Source organism: Hyphomonas sp. (assembly GCF_037969335.1).
Classification (GTDB): Bacteria; Pseudomonadota; Alphaproteobacteria; order Caulobacterales; family Hyphomonadaceae; genus Hyphomonas.
Genome location: NZ_JBBKXE010000063.1, coordinates 13,592 through 27,462, shown reverse-complemented (window position 1 = coordinate 27,462; position 13,871 = coordinate 13,592). Strand labels below are relative to the sequence as shown.

General features: G+C 62.9%; 13 protein-coding genes. 3 read left to right on the top strand and 10 right to left on the bottom strand.

Going from position 1 to position 13,871, the window contains the following annotated elements; all coding sequences use genetic code 11:
• The coding region (locus AADA04_RS05230) for a methylmalonyl-CoA mutase family protein (protein ID WP_340692190.1) at positions 1 to 1,560 on the top strand (1,560 nt) is incomplete at its 5' end.
• A gap of 16 nt (positions 1,561 to 1,576) precedes the next feature.
• Here the strand turns inward: AADA04_RS05230 and AADA04_RS05225 are convergent.
• Complete coding sequence (locus tag AADA04_RS05225) at positions 1,577 to 1,999, bottom strand: hypothetical protein (protein ID WP_340692189.1); 423 nt, start codon at positions 1,997 to 1,999, stop codon at positions 1,577 to 1,579.
• A 155-nt stretch (positions 2,000 to 2,154) separates the two neighbouring features.
• On the opposite strand from AADA04_RS05225, the gene AADA04_RS05220 reads away from it, so the two are divergent.
• Both AADA04_RS05220 and AADA04_RS05215 read left to right on the top strand, forming a co-directional pair.
• On the top strand, positions 2,155 to 2,475 hold the full coding sequence (locus tag AADA04_RS05220) for a YbjQ family protein (protein ID WP_340692188.1): 321 nt from the start codon (positions 2,155 to 2,157) through the stop codon (positions 2,473 to 2,475).
• 58 nt (positions 2,476 to 2,533) lie between these two features.
• Entirely contained in the window at positions 2,534 to 3,982 is a 1,449-nt protein-coding gene (locus tag AADA04_RS05215; RefSeq protein WP_340692187.1) for an amidase, read from the top strand.
• 10 nt (positions 3,983 to 3,992) lie between these two features.
• On the opposite strand, the gene AADA04_RS05210 is transcribed toward AADA04_RS05215, so the two are convergent.
• From AADA04_RS05210 to AADA04_RS05170, 9 genes are all read right to left on the bottom strand, one after another.
• Positions 3,993 to 4,514, bottom strand: coding sequence for a periplasmic heavy metal sensor (locus AADA04_RS05210; RefSeq protein ID WP_340692186.1), 522 nt, complete (start codon positions 4,512 to 4,514; stop codon positions 3,993 to 3,995).
• Complete coding sequence (locus AADA04_RS05205; RefSeq protein ID WP_340692185.1) at positions 4,511 to 4,954, bottom strand: hypothetical protein; 444 nt, start codon at positions 4,952 to 4,954, stop codon at positions 4,511 to 4,513. The genes AADA04_RS05210 and AADA04_RS05205 overlap by 4 nt, the downstream gene beginning before the upstream one ends.
• Entirely contained in the window at positions 4,951 to 5,493 is a 543-nt protein-coding gene (locus AADA04_RS05200) for an RNA polymerase sigma factor (RefSeq protein ID WP_340692184.1), read from the bottom strand. Before AADA04_RS05200 ends, AADA04_RS05205 begins: the two co-directional genes overlap by 4 nt.
• Positions 5,494 to 5,658: 165 nt before the next feature.
• Positions 5,659 to 6,102, bottom strand: a complete 444-nt coding sequence (locus AADA04_RS05195) for an EF-hand domain-containing protein (protein WP_340692183.1) — start codon at positions 6,100 to 6,102, stop codon at positions 5,659 to 5,661.
• A gap of 56 nt (positions 6,103 to 6,158) precedes the next feature.
• Positions 6,159 to 8,846 (bottom strand): bifunctional [glutamine synthetase] adenylyltransferase/[glutamine synthetase]-adenylyl-L-tyrosine phosphorylase, encoded by a 2,688-nt coding sequence (locus AADA04_RS05190; protein ID WP_340692182.1) that lies wholly within the window; start codon positions 8,844 to 8,846, stop codon positions 6,159 to 6,161.
• A 6-nt stretch (positions 8,847 to 8,852) separates the two neighbouring features.
• Positions 8,853 to 10,253, bottom strand: a complete 1,401-nt coding sequence (locus AADA04_RS05185) for an ATP-binding protein (RefSeq protein ID WP_340692181.1) — start codon at positions 10,251 to 10,253, stop codon at positions 8,853 to 8,855.
• Positions 10,254 to 10,286: 33 nt separating this feature from the next.
• A complete protein-coding gene (locus tag AADA04_RS05180; RefSeq protein ID WP_340692180.1) occupies positions 10,287 to 11,003 on the bottom strand; it encodes a response regulator transcription factor in 717 nt (238 codons plus the stop codon).
• A 6-nt stretch (positions 11,004 to 11,009) separates the two neighbouring features.
• Positions 11,010 to 12,545, bottom strand: coding sequence for a Do family serine endopeptidase (locus tag AADA04_RS05175; protein ID WP_340692179.1), 1,536 nt, complete (start codon positions 12,543 to 12,545; stop codon positions 11,010 to 11,012).
• A gap of 88 nt (positions 12,546 to 12,633) precedes the next feature.
• A complete protein-coding gene (locus tag AADA04_RS05170; protein WP_340692178.1) occupies positions 12,634 to 13,869 on the bottom strand; it encodes a bifunctional alpha/beta hydrolase/OsmC family protein in 1,236 nt (411 codons plus the stop codon).
• Positions 13,870 to 13,871 lie beyond the last annotated feature (2 nt).

Below are 13,871 nucleotides of genomic sequence, written 5' to 3'. Positions count from 1 at the left end.
TATATCTATCCGCCCAAGCCCAGCATGCGGATCATTTCGGACATCTTCGCCTACACGTCGCAGAACATGCCGAAATACAATTCCATCTCCATCTCCGGCTACCACATGCAGGAAGCCGGCGCGACGGCAGACCTTGAGCTCGCCTACACGCTGGCCGACGGTATCGAATATATCCGCGCGGGCGTTGCTGCCGGGCTGGATGTCGACAAGTTTGCCCCGCGCCTCTCCTTTTTCTGGGCCATTGGCATGAACACGTTCATGGAAGTCGCCAAGATGCGCGCCGCCCGCCTGATCTGGGCGAAACTGGTCGAGAAGGAATTCAAGCCGAAGAACGTCAAATCCCTCAGCCTGCGGACGCACAGCCAAACCTCTGGCTGGAGCCTCACGGCGCAAGACGTCTACAATAACGTCATCCGCACCTGCCTTGAGGCCATCGCGGCCACAGGCGGCCAGACGCAGAGCCTGCACACCAACAGCTTCGACGAAGCCCTCGCTTTGCCGACCGACTTCTCAGCCCGGATCAGCCGCAACACACAGCTCTTCCTGCAACAGGAAGCCGGCGCCTGCCAGACGATCGACATGTGGGGCGGCTCTTACTACGTCGAGCGCCTGACGCACGACCTTGCCGCCAAGGCCCTCGCCCATATCGAGGAAGTCGAGAAAATGGGCGGCATGCGAAAGGCCATTGAGCAAGGCCTGCCCAAGCTGCGCATCGAGGAAGCCGCCGCCAATACGCAGGCCCGCATCGACAGCGGCACGCAGACCGTGGTCGGCGTCAACAAGTTCCATCTCGATGAAGACGAGGATGTGCCGGTCCTCAAGGTCGACAATGCTGCCGTGCGCCGCATGCAGCTCGACAAGCTGGCCCGCCTGAAAGCCGACCGCAATGAAGCCGAAGTCACCGCCAAGCTCGACGCGATCGCCGAGGCCGCTGCCGGCACAGAGGGCAACCTGCTCGCCCTCGCCGTCGATGCCGCCCGTGCCAAGGCAACGGTCGGCGAGATTTCCGAAGCGGTCGAACGCAGCCAGGGCCGCCACAGCGCCATCATCCGCTCGATCAAGGGCGTCTATGGCGGCGGCGTCAAAGGCAATGCGCGGGCTGAGGACGCCAAGTCCCTCGCCGCCGTTTTCGAAAAGAAACACGGTCGCCGCCCCAAGATCTACATCGCCAAGATGGGACAGGACGGTCATGACCGGGGCCAGAAGGTCGTCGCGTCAGCCCTGATGGACCTTGGCTGGGACGTGGAGATCGGTCCGCTCTTCCAGACGCCGGAAGAAGCCGCCGCCGATGCGCGCAAGGCCGGGGTCGACATCGTTGCCGCCTCGTCGCTCGCCGCCGGCCACCTATCGCTGGTGCCGGAACTGAAACGCGCCCTTGGCAATGAAGGTGCGGCGAACGCCCGTATCATCGTTGGCGGCGTGATCCCGCAACAGGATTTCGACGCGCTATATGCTGCTGGCGCCACCGCCATCTTCCCGCCGGGCACCGTCATCGCCGACAGCGCCATCAAGATGCTGGAAGTTCTGGAAGATGACGGGGCGAAGACAGCCGCCGAATAGATTCAGCCCACAGGCCCTACTTGAACAACTTCGCGTCGAGGCTCCACGCGTCGTCTGCACGGAACGCCATCAGCGCCAGCGTGGCGCCGAAAACCGTCAGTGACGGGAAGAAGAGCGGATTATTGTTACCCTCTGTCAGAAGGTAGAGGCCCATCGGGTCCACGATATACTTCCATATCGCCACCAGGCCGACACCAATCACGACCGCAACCGCCGGATAGGTCACTTTGCGCCATAGGCCGAGAATGACCGCGACGCCGAGCGCCACCTGCAATGCGCCAAGCGGCATCTGGATCATCTCGGCGTTCAGGGCCCCGCCATAGTATTTTTGTGACACGCCGATGGAGCTTGCAGGCGCGGCAACCTTCATCATGCCCCACAGGACCATCAATCCACCCGTGCCCAGGCGAAGGATAAGAAGGGAAAGCGGCTTCAACATGATGATAACTCCTGAATGTCTGACCCGCCCGTCTAGGTCTGCACACCGCCGTCAGCAAATCACGGCCGCTGACAAATCATCACGTCATGGTGCTTTCCAGTTGGGATTCGTATAGATATGGCCAGACCCGCTTTGCCGTCTAACCGGAGGTTCCTTTGATCATCACAACCACACACACCATCCAGAACCGTGACATCACCGCCTACAAGGGCATCGTGTGCGGCGAGGTCATCATTGGCGCGCATCTCGGCAAGGATATTCTCGCCAGCTTCACCAATATTGTCGGTGGCCGGTCTGACGCCTACGAAAAGACGATCCGCGAAACGCGCGACGGTGCCATCGACGAGATGATCCGCAATGCCGAACGGCTCGGCGCCAACGCCGTCGTGGGTGTGAAATTCGACTACCAGGTCATCGGCCAGTCCGGCTCGATGATGATGGTCGCCGTCTCCGGCACGGCTGTCGTCCTCGCGTAAGCCCTTCCCATTCGCGGCGACAGGTTCCAAACTGCGCGAAAGCGGAGGGAATGATCTGATGGACGAAGAATTCAAGGACTATGACGCGCTGGGCCTCGCCCATCTGGTCCGCACCAAACAGGTCAAGCCATCTGAGCTGCTGGACCCCGCGCTTGGCCGCGCTGAAGGGGCACAGGAGAAGATCAACTGCTTCTCCGCGCTTTTCCCCGAACTCGCCCATGAACAGCTCGAGCAGCCGCTCGGCGATGGCCCCTTTGCCGGTGTGCCCTTCGCCACCAAGGATCTCGCCGTCGACATCAAGGGCGCGCCGATCACGCAGGGTTCTGTCGCCTGGAAAGGCCATGTGGCGTCTGAAGACAGCACGCTCGCTGCACGCTATCGCAAGGCGGGGCTTGTCTTCTTCGGCGCCACCACGACGCCGGAATTCGGTCTCACGCTGACAACCGAGTCCACGCTGCACGGCCAGACGCGCAACCCATGGGACACGACCCGCACGTCCGGCGGCTCGTCCGGCGGGGCGGCGGCGGCGGTCGCATCCGGCGTGCTCCCCCTCGCACAGGCCAGCGATGGCGGCGGCTCGATTCGCATCCCAGCCGCCTGCTGCGGCCTGTTCGGCCTCAAGCCCTCACGTGGGCGAATCCCGATGGGCCCCGGGCGGACCGAAGGCTGGAACGGTCTCTCCACCGTCCATGCGGTCAGCCGCAGCGTGCGCGACAGCGCCGCCCTGCTCGACGTGTCTCATGGCCCGGAAGTCGGCAGCCGCTATCATGCGCCGCCGCCATCGCGCCCCTTCCTCACGGAACTCGACCACGACCCGAAACCCTTGAAAATCGCGCTGTGGCGTTCTGCACCGAATGGTACCCAACCGGACGCCGACGCTGAGGCTGGTTTGAAATTCACCGCTGAACTGCTCGAACGCCTCGGTCATACCGTCGTGGAAGCCGGCCCCCGGATGGACGGCGCCGCGCTCGGCAAGGCGGCCCTGTTCACCATCTCCGCCAATATCGCCGCCATGGTCGATGATCGCGCCAAGGCGCTCGGGCGCGACATTCGCGAGGATGAGCTCGAGCCGGTCACGTTCCAGATGGCCAATCTCGGTCGCACTGTTCCGATGGTCGAACTAGCCCATGCCAACAATATTTTCCAGACGGCCGCCATTGCCTATGAGCGCTTCCTCGATGCCGGTGGCTTTGACATGACCCTGTCGCCCACGCTGATGCGCGCGCCGGAAAAACTGGGCGTCATGGCCCTCACCGCGCCCGATACGATGGGCGAAGCCGTGCAGAGCTTCGCGCCGCACTGCGCCGTGTTCAACCAGATGGGCGCGCCAGCCATGTCAGTCCCCCTGCACTGGACCGCCCCCACCCCGACCGCACTCTCAGGTCTCCCGCTCGGCATGATGTTCGGCAGCCGCTACGGAACCGAAAGCCTGCTCTTCGCGCTGGCCGGGCAGTTGGAGCGATCTGCACCCTGGGCCCATCGCAAACCCCCTGTCTGGGTGGCCTGAACCGGGAAGCCTAGTCACGGTCGCGCGGACCACGCGGACCGTCATCATCGTCGCCCGGCCTGTCGCGGCGGCGCCGAGGTTCATCGCCGGGCTCGCGCGACAGCATCTCGGCCAGCGCCCTGCGCTGTTCCACGCTGAGTTCACCCAACCGGTCAACCAGCGACTCGTGAATCGTTGAATGCACGGCCTCATCCGACCGGCGCAGAGCGGCGAAGGCACGCCGCACGGCTTCCGGATCATAGGGGTCAATCTGCAAGGCCTCGCCCAGCGTCGCGCGAGCCGTGCGCCTTTCTGCGACTTCCGTGTCAGCCGACTGGAACGCCTCCATCATGATACGCCGCACCACCTTACGATCCCCATGACTGGCCTCGCCCAATATGGGTGGCCGCTGCGGTGCCATGCCGTCTGGCCCGAGACGATGATGCGGCGAGCGCAGGACCGAGCCGACCACCAGGCCCAGTAGAAGCAGGTTCGCCATGATCGACAGTGTCAGCCAGAACGGAATCCGGCGCTTTGGGGTCGGATCACTCATTGAGCTGTCTCCTGAGAATAGTTGATCACATCAAATCCGAGTGCGGCATAGACGAGCGTGTCGACCGAATCTTCAGTCGTGGCCGTCGTTCCCGACTGCGCTGTTCCCAATCCGATTGCCAGCCCGATAGCGAGCGATGCCAAGGCACCGACCGTCGGCCAGCGCGGAATAGCTGCAAGCCAGCTGCGCCGTTGCGGGCGTGCGTTAGGCGCAGCGTCAATCAGGGCCGCCGTGAGCGCCGCAGACGGCGTTACGTCCGGCATTCCGCCCAGCAACGCGTCGACATCCCGGGCCGCCTGAAGGTCATCTGCAAACCGATCCGGCGCTTCAGCCAGCAGGGCCTTGGCGGCTGCGCGTTCGGTTTCCGGAAAAGCGTTCGCATCCGCGCCCCAGGCTTCGATCAGCGCGATCAGCCGTGCATCGGTCATTGTGTTCGTCATGCCTCGCTCCTTTCCATCAATACCGTACGCAGCGTCCGCCGCGCCCGTGCGAGAAGGCTTTCGAGCGCCTCCACGCTTATCTCCATAATTTCAGCCGCTTCAGCCTGAGAATGATCCTGCAGCGCGCACAAGGTCAACGCAGCGGCCTGACGCTCGGGAAGCGCCGCGATCGCCCCCTCAACGGCCTTGACGCGCTCTGACTGATCCAGTGCATCGTCCGGGCGCAGTGCCATATCGACCTGTTCCGGCAGCTCCGCCATGGTCGATTCCCGGCGCTTGCGCAGCCGGTCATAACAAAGGTTCAGCGCGACGCGGTGCAGCCAGGTCGAGAATTTCGCCCGTGGCTCCCAGTTCGGCAGGGCCTTCCAGGCGCGGATGAAAGTTTCCTGTGTCACATCCTCGGCCTCGGCCCGGTCCGACAGCATGCGGGTTGCAAGTGCCAGCACGCCGGGGCTGTAGCGATTGACCAGCGCCGACACGGCCTGCCGTTCCCCGGCAGCCGCGCGCGTGATCTGATCAAGGTCGGATGAGAATGCCACGTGGCAGTTTCTAGCGCGTGATCGGTCGAAGGGGAAATGTCTTCACCACATGCAGCGGGCAGGAACCGGGTCGCCGGGCAAGCTGAACGCTTTCGAAAGTGCGAAGAGAGGGGACTAATTCGCATATCTTGCATCCAACCTGCCCGGCATTCCGGGTGTCCAGAACTATTCGTCGTCTGGTGTGTCAGGCGCGCCAGGTCCGCGGCGATCACCGCGACGGTCCGACTTGCCGCGATGATCCTTCATCGACGGACGAACAGCGAACTCTGCCGCGCTCACTGTGCCATTGCCGTCTGCATCAAGTTTCGCAAACATGCTGGCCTGACGCTCGGCCTTGCGCTGCGCTTCCATGGTTTCGTGATGCGCGATCATTTCGTCCAGCGTCAGGGCGCCGTCCTGGTTGGCGTCAGCCGCATTGAACATTGTGGCGCGGAAGGCCTGAACTTCTTCTTTTGAGATGTCGCCATCACCGTTGGTATCCATCGCCTTCATATGTTCGCCGTCGGGGCCGCCGCGACGGTCGTGGCCGCGCTCGGCTTGCGCCGCGAAGGGCACCGCAACGACAAGCGCCGTAGCAGCGATCAGAGTAGCAAGAGTGGTACGTTTCATGAGGATATTCTCCGTTATCGTGATTAACCCATCACGCATTCAACGGCGCAGTGCCCTCAATCCGTCGCTGGCAGCTGCAGTTTTTCCGCAGCAATGGCATGCACATTTGCTTTCAGTGCAGCGAGATGGCGCTCCAGCGCATAGAAATCTTCGGCGCCGACAGCGCGGCACAAGCGGTTCTTCAATCCGTCCGGCATGTCGTCTGCGGTGATTTCACTGCCGACCGCCAGACGCTGCACTTGCTGCAGCGCCTGCAGGTAAGTCAGGGCCTCCTGCAGCACGACATAGGGGGCGGCGGGCTGGTCACCACTGGCTGCGATGCCTTCCAGCGAGTCGCTCACGTTCGGCCATATGCAATCCGGCTTGCCCATCAGCAACATGTCCTGCTGCACGATGAACTCGATATCGATCAGCCCGCCCTTTTCGGTTTTCAGGTCCCACAGGCCCTTGCCGGGCTTTTCGCGGTAGAGTCGCTGGCGCATCTCCGAGACATCGCGCGCAATCTGGCCCGCATCCTTGCTCGCACGGGCCGCAATGGCCGCCTTGGCGCTCGAGAGCACTTTGGCGCCGAGACCCGCATCGCCGGAAACAAACCGCAGACGCGTCAGCGCCATGTGCTCCCAGGTCCAGGCTTCGTCATTCTGGTAGCTGTTGAAAGCCGTCAGGCTGACCGCGACCGGTCCACCGCGCCCGGAAGGCCTGAGGCGCATATCGACTTCATACAGCGCGCCTTCAGCCGTGGGTGCCGTCAGGGCCGTAATCAGGCGCTGCGTGACACGTGTGAACCAGGTCTGCGAATCCAGTGACGGCGCCTCATAGACCACGATGATGTCGAGATCGGATCCGGCCGTCAGTTCCGATCCGCCCAGCTTGCCCATCGCGAACACACCCCAAACGCCCGGTGCCTCGCCGTATCGCCGCACCGTCTCAGCCTCTGCGACCGCCGCCATCTGGCGGATCGTATCGTCCGCCAATCGCGACCAGTGCGCCGCCGCATCGGAGGCATTGATCAGGCCGTGCAGCAGGTTGTGCCCGATCAGGAAGCTCTGCTCGCGATGATAGCGCCGCCATTCGTCCAGCGCCGCGTCGAAACTTGTGCTTGCCGTAATCTTCGGTGGTTCGGGCGCCTGCCCGCTGACCAGCGCTTCCAGCAGGTCAGGGCGGCGCGACAGGATTTCAGCGAGCCGCGGCGCCAGTGCCAGTGTCGCCACCAGGTCATCAAGCAGCGCCGGCTTGGCCAGCAACATCGACAATGTTTGCACGCCCGACGACAAGCCACTGAAGAAACGCGAGAACCAGCGGAATGCCTCGTCCGGCTCGCCCGTGGCGCCCATGGCTTCCAGCATCCGTGGCAGGATCGCCGTCAGGAGTTCCCGTCCTCTCACGGTTCGGGTCGCGGGCACGTTCCCCCTGTGCCAGTTTCGTATCGTCGCAATGGCAGCACTCGGGTCACCAAACCCGAGCCCCAACAGGGTGCGGACTGTTTCGGGGTCGTCATCCACGCCCGTGAAGACAAGGTTGCCGATACGGCTTGGTTCGTCCTGCTGCTCGTCCCGTGCGAACAGCGCATCATAGGCCGCCTGCACCAACCGCCGCGTTTCGAGCAGGTCGCGATCGAAGTCCACAAGGGAGGTATACCCGCACAACGCCGCGACACCTTCGCGCTCCGCCGAATCTGCCGGAACCGTATGGCTTTGCTCATCATGGCGCATCTGGATGCGGTGCTCGACATCGCGGAGACTTTTATAGGCTTCCGTCAGGTCCGTTGCCGTCTCGTCCGTGACAATGCCCGCATCGCGCAGGGCCATCATCGCGCCCAGCGTTGTATTGTCCCTCAGTTCCGGGTGGCGACCGCCCATGATCAATTGCTGGGTCTGCACGAAGAACTCGATCTCGCGGATACCGCCCGGGCCGAGCTTGATGTCAGGGGCGGGATTCTCGAATCCGTGCGCGCCGATCTTGGTATTGATCATCCGCTTGATCGCCTGGATGTCGTCAATCGCCCAATAGTCGAGATTGCGGCGCCAGACATAGGCCCCCATCCGGTCGATGAACCGCGCGGCAGCGTCCATGTCGCCAGCCGCCGCCCGCGCCTTGATCCAGACCATCCGCTCCCAGTTCTGGCCGACGCTCTCATAGTACATTTCCGCCATCGTGGTCGAAACGGCGAGCGGCGTCGATGACGGGTCGGGCCTGAGGCGCAGGTCTGTCCGGAACACGTAGCCATCCGCCGTGACTTCATCGAGCAGCCGGACAACGTCTTTCAGCACCCGCTGCGCCGTCTCGCCGGGCGATCGCTCGCCGCCATCGAACCCGTCTGGTTCGTAGAAGGCCACAATGTCGATATCGCTGGAATAATTGAGCTCGAACGCGCCCATCTTGCCAAGCGCAATGATGAACAGCCCCGTGTCCGAAAGACCCCGGTTTGCCAGGGCCACACGCAACGCTGCCTGTACCGACGCCATCGCGAACCCGGTCAGCGCCGTCGTCACCTCCATCACGCTGCGCGTGCCCGACAGGTCATCGGCGGCGAGCGAGAGGTGGACAGCGGCCTTCGCCTTGCGCAGCACGGTCATCGCCTCATCTATCGGCGTCTCACCCGGCAGGTCCGTGACGGACGCAAGCGCCGATTCGAACGGGCGCGCTTCGGTTCGCTCCGACAGGCGCTTCAGGTAGGGCGCGTGTTCGATCGCCACAGCGAGGGCTGCGTCGGGCGTCGAGGCCAGGGGACGTATCTCAAGCATGGTCTGCTAAGCCCGCGGGAGACGCAGGATCGCCTTCAGGCCGGGCTGGCCGGGCGGCCCGCCTGCATCCTGGAGGATCAGTTCGCCGCCATGCATGTCTGCGACCGAGTCGACGAGCGACAGACCAAGGCCCGATCCCGGTTGCGTGCGCGCCGAATCCAGCCGCTGGAAGCGCTGCACGACGGTCTTGCGCGCCTCCTGCGGCACACCGGGCCCGGAGTCGACCACGGTCAGGTCGATCGTCCCGTCGGGTCCGCGCACGGCCGTGAAGGAAATCGCCCCTCCTGCCGGCGTATATTTCACCGCATTATCCAACATGTTCGACAAGGCCTGTCCGATCAGGTCGCGGTCGCCGAGAATCATCAGGTGCCGGGCGATCTGGCTCTTGAATGTCAGCTCCGCCTCTTCGCAGGCCGGATCGAACAGTTCCGCGAGTTCTTCGGCCAGTTCGCTGACATCCATGCGCACCCGCTCGCCCTCGGCACCGGCTTCCAGCCGCGCAAGGCGCAGGATGGCGTTGAAGGTCGCCAGCACGCGGTCCACTTCCTCGACGGTCTCGTTCAGCGTCGCGCTGGCGGCCTCCTGCGACAGGGGCTGGGACAGCGCGATCTCCAACCGGTTGCGCAGGCGCGACAGGGGCGAGCGAAGGTCATGCGCGATGGCGTTGCCCGTATGGCGCGTTGCATCGACCAGCTTCTCGATCTGGTCGAGCATGGCGTTTATGCGCTGGCCCAGCCGGTCGAACTCATCGCCCGATCCGCGCACCGGCACCCGCCGCCCCAGTTCGCCGCCCATCACCGCCTCGGCCGTGCGCGCCAGTTCGTCCGCACGGCTCGCCGCGCCGCGTGAAATCAGCACGCCGCCCAGCAATGACAGGATCAGCCCGATCGGCGCGGCAATGAAGATGGCGCGCTGGATGCGCACCACGATGGCCGTCTGCTGCGCCGTATCGAACGCCACGAGCAGGGCTCCGCCATTGTCGCGCAGGCGCACGAACTTGCCCGCCGCCGAACGTACGATCATCGAACCGTCAGGTTCGGGCTGGTCGAAGTCGAAATAGACCGTCTTGGAATCCACTTCCGGCGGCGCCACCGGCATCCGCTGGAAGTGACCGGCAATTTTCCGGCCCGAGGAATCCTCGAGATAGTAGAAATAGGTCGACCCGGTCCGCGTCATGCGCTCCAGCACCGACTGGCTCAGCCGCTCCATACCGCCCGTATAATAGGCGTTGCCGAGCTGCTCGAACTCGAGGTCGAGCCGCCGGTCGGATTCGTTGCGGATGTAATAGACGGTCGAATAGTAGAGATAGACCAGCAAAGCGGCCGAGAACGCCGCAAACATGGCGCTGTAGAGCAGCGCCAGTTTGAACGTCGTCGTTCTCAGGAAGGTCGGCAGGCCGAGTTTCATGACTCGCCTCGTGCCAGTCCGCACGCGGGCCGTCTAGCCCTGCAGACGATACCCGGCACCGCGCACCGTATGCAGCAAGGGTTCTTCGAACTCCTTGTCGATCTTCGCCCGCAGGCGCGAGATATGCACATCGATGACATTGGTCTGGGGGTCGAAATTATAGTCCCAGACCTTTTCGAGCAGCATCGTGCGGGTCACGACCTGTCCGGCGTGGCGCATGAGGTATTCCAGCAGGCGAAATTCGCGCGGTTGCAGGTCGATTTTCTTGCCGGCCCGCGTCACCTTGCGGGTCAGCAGGTTCATCTCGAGGTCACCCGCCTTGAGCGACGTCACCTGCGGCTCGCCAACCTGACGGCGGCCAAGGGCTTCGACGCGTGCTGCCAACTCCGACGGTGCAAACGGGTTAGACAGGTAGTCTTCTGCCCCGGCCTTCAAGCCCTGGACCCGGTTCTGGACATCGCCCAGCGCCGAGAGGAAGAGGGCTGGCGTCTTGCCGCCCGCTTCCCGGTATTCCTTCAGCAGGGTCAGGCCGTCCTTGGCGGGCAGCATGCGGTCGACCACAAGCGCATCGAAATCAGTCGAGCGGGCCAGTTCCAGTCCGCGTTCGCCGTCAATCGCTTTGTCAACGCTGTGGCCGGCTTCAACGAGAACCTTCTCGATGAAACTCGCCATTTCGGCATCATCTTCGATCACGAGCACGCGCATAGTGTCTCCCACAACTGTATCTTCCACCAAGGTCTCAGGCATCATTCTATCCTATCCTTTTGTCGAGAGGTCGAGGGTTCGGTAATTGGTAATCTGACCGATCCGTACGGCGACGAGCACTTTGCTGCGGCCAGACTTCTTGGCGTCGGCCACTGCTTTCTGGAAAGCGTCAACCGACACGGCCGGCTGGCTATTGGCTTCCAGGATGACCATGCCGGCCTGCAGGCCCGCATCCTCGAACACGCCCTTGCGGGCAACGTCGACAATCATCAGGCCGGGCTCACCACTTTTCAGGCCCAGTTTGGTGCGCGTCTCATCATCCAGCGGTTTGAATGTCACACCAAAGTCTTCGAGGACGGCGCCCTTCTCTTCCACTTTCGGAGTCTTCGCGTCCGGTGACGGACGGAAGCTTGCCGACAGATCGTCAGGACGTTCGCCCACGGTCACGCTGACCGTCTGGCGCTTACCGCCACGCAGCACTTCAAACTTGTTCGATGTGTTCGCAATCAGCTTGCCGACCAGGCGTGTCGTTGTCGTGGCATCAGTCACTTTCTGGCCGTTCACCGACAGGATCACGTCACCGCGCTGCAGGCCGCCTTTTTCCGCCGGGCTGCCATTGGTGACATCGGCGATGATCGAGCCTTCCTCGTCCTTCAGACCCTGGGCCTCGGCCATGTCCGGAGTCAGGTCCTGGATCGCGACGCCCAGCCAACCACGCGACACGCGGCCATCCTTGATCAGCGCCTGCGTCACTTCATTGGCCAGTTCCGCCGGGATCGCAAAACCGATACCGACCGATCCGCCTGTGGGCGAGAAGATCGCTGTATTGACGCCAACCACATTGCCGTTGAGGTCAAAGGTCGGCCCGCCCGAGTTGCCCCGGTTGATCGAGGCGTCGATCTGGAGAAAGTCTGTGTAGGGACCGGCGCCGATGTCGCGACCGTCAGCCGACAGGATACCAGCCGTCGCCGTTCCGCCCAGGCCGAACGGGTTGCCGAGCGCAACCACCCAGTCGCCCTTGCGAAGGTCATGCGAGTTGCCGAAACGGACATAGGGATACGCGCCCTTTTCCTTGATGCGCAGGACAGCGAGGTCGGTCTGCGAGTCGGTGCCCACGAGTTCGGCTTCCAGTTCGCGCCCATCCTTCAAGGTAACCTTGATCTCGGTCGCGTTTTCAACAACGTGATTATTGGTGACGACGTAGCCATCCTTGGAAATCAGGAAGCCCGACCCAAGCGAACGCGCTTCCTGGGTCTCGGGCTCCGGATTGTCTTCTTCCTGCTTCTTGCGATTCTGCAGGAACTCGTCGAATCCGGGCATGCCGCGGAATTGTTCGAAGAATTGTTCCATATCAGCCAGCTTGCCAACTTCGCGCTCGCTGACGACGTTGACACTGACCACGGCCGGCTCAACTCGTTCGATCAGGTCGGCGAAACTGAGCGGTGCACCTCGGGGCGCCTCGACGGCAATGGGCTGCGCGCCCGCCTCCGGGCTGAAGATTTTCGGCGACAGCACCAGCGTGCCCATGGCCGCTGCGCCGAAGACAGCCGCCACGAAGGCTTGTCTCGAAATGCCAAATTTCTTCATTAGTCTCTCCAAGTCACTGAAATTGCGTCGGTTAGCCGATCATAGCCTAGATAAACATGTCACAGGCAATGTGGTCATTAAATGTCAGTTAGGTGGATTTGGTCGGGGATTCCACCGTTCGCACCTGCGCGCCCGCCTCAAGCGTCTGGTGGACCGGGCATTTATCCGCGATTTGCATCAGTCGGGCGCGCTGGTCGCCGTCCAGGTCTCCCTCGATCGTGATCGCGCGGTCGAAGACATCAATCTTCCGCCCTTCCTCGCAATGCTGGCAATCGTCGACATAGTCCTTGCTATGGGTGATCGAGACGGACACCCGCTCCAGCGGCCACCCCTTCCGCTCGGCATACATCCGCAGGGTCATTGATGTACAAGCACCGAGCCCGGCAGAGACATATTCATACGGATCCGGCCCGCGTCCGCCGCCGCCGACATCGATCGGCTCGTCGGCAAGCGCAGAAAAATCACCAATCGCAACGGCATTCTCGTATTTCCCGCGCCCTGTCTCCGTGACGGTGACATCGCGCGTACCGCCGGTTTCCTGCACCGGCATCGCCGCGCCAGCTTGGAAAATATAGGGCTCAGCCCATGCGGCGATCATTTTCCCGGCCCGTTGCGCATCGCCCGGCGATGTCAGCAAATGATCCGCCTTGTCGAGACCGATGAAGGATTTCGGATGGCGCGCAGCCACGAACAGGACAGTCGCATTGTCGATGCCGACCGTCTCGTCCAGCGGCGCGTGCATGACCAGCAGTGGCCGCCTCAGGCTGGCCGCTGCCTCCGTCACCTTTGCGCCGCGCACATCATCCAGGAATTGCCGCTTCAGCACGAAAGGCCGCCCGGCCAGCTGGACCTCCGCCGCTCCTTCGTCTTCGATTTGTTCGACATGCGTACGGATCGCATTGATTACGTGCGCCGCATCCGATGGCGCGCCGATGGTGACGACCGCCTTCACTTGCGGAATTTCATGCGCCGCCACGACGACTGCCGCGCCGCCCAGTGAATGCCCGATCAGCAATTGTGGCCCGCCATGCACTTGCTGCAGCCATGCGGCCGCCGCCGCGAGGTCCTGCACATTGGTCGAGAAATTTGTATTCGAAAAATCACCTTCCGAATTGCCAAGCCCGGTAAAATCGAAGCGCAGCACGCCGATTCCCTGCTTCACAAGCGCCGTCGTGATCTCCCGCGCCGCATAAATATCCTTCGAACAGGAAAAGCAGTGGGCGAACAGGGCCCAGGCGTGCGGCCGGAAGACGGGCGTATCCAGCCGCGCCGCCAGAAGGCCGCCATCATGGCCGGGAAATTCAACGCGGTTCGATTCTGACATGT

What these genes read in the sequence shown, in the direction of transcription:
- AADA04_RS05225 (WP_340692189.1), bottom strand. Translation starts at nt 1,999, where the DNA reads ATGTTGAAGCCGCTTTCCCTTCTTATCCTTCGCCTGGGCACGGGTGGA.
- AADA04_RS05215 (WP_340692187.1), top strand. Translation starts at nt 2,534, where the DNA reads ATGGACGAAGAATTCAAGGACTATGACGCGCTGGGCCTCGCCCATCTG.
- AADA04_RS05210 (WP_340692186.1), bottom strand. Translation starts at nt 4,514, where the DNA reads ATGAGTGATCCGACCCCAAAGCGCCGGATTCCGTTCTGGCTGACACTG.
- AADA04_RS05205 (WP_340692185.1), bottom strand. Translation starts at nt 4,954, where the DNA reads ATGACGAACACAATGACCGATGCACGGCTGATCGCGCTGATCGAAGCC.
- AADA04_RS05195 (WP_340692183.1), bottom strand. Translation starts at nt 6,102, where the DNA reads ATGAAACGTACCACTCTTGCTACTCTGATCGCTGCTACGGCGCTTGTC.
- AADA04_RS05190 (WP_340692182.1), bottom strand. Translation starts at nt 8,846, where the DNA reads ATGCTTGAGATACGTCCCCTGGCCTCGACGCCCGACGCAGCCCTCGCT.
- AADA04_RS05185 (WP_340692181.1), bottom strand. Translation starts at nt 10,253, where the DNA reads ATGAAACTCGGCCTGCCGACCTTCCTGAGAACGACGACGTTCAAACTG.
- AADA04_RS05180 (WP_340692180.1), bottom strand. Translation starts at nt 11,003, where the DNA reads ATGATGCCTGAGACCTTGGTGGAAGATACAGTTGTGGGAGACACTATG.
- AADA04_RS05175 (WP_340692179.1), bottom strand. Translation starts at nt 12,545, where the DNA reads ATGAAGAAATTTGGCATTTCGAGACAAGCCTTCGTGGCGGCTGTCTTC.
- AADA04_RS05170 (WP_340692178.1), bottom strand. Translation starts at nt 13,869, where the DNA reads ATGTCAGAATCGAACCGCGTTGAATTTCCCGGCCATGATGGCGGCCTT.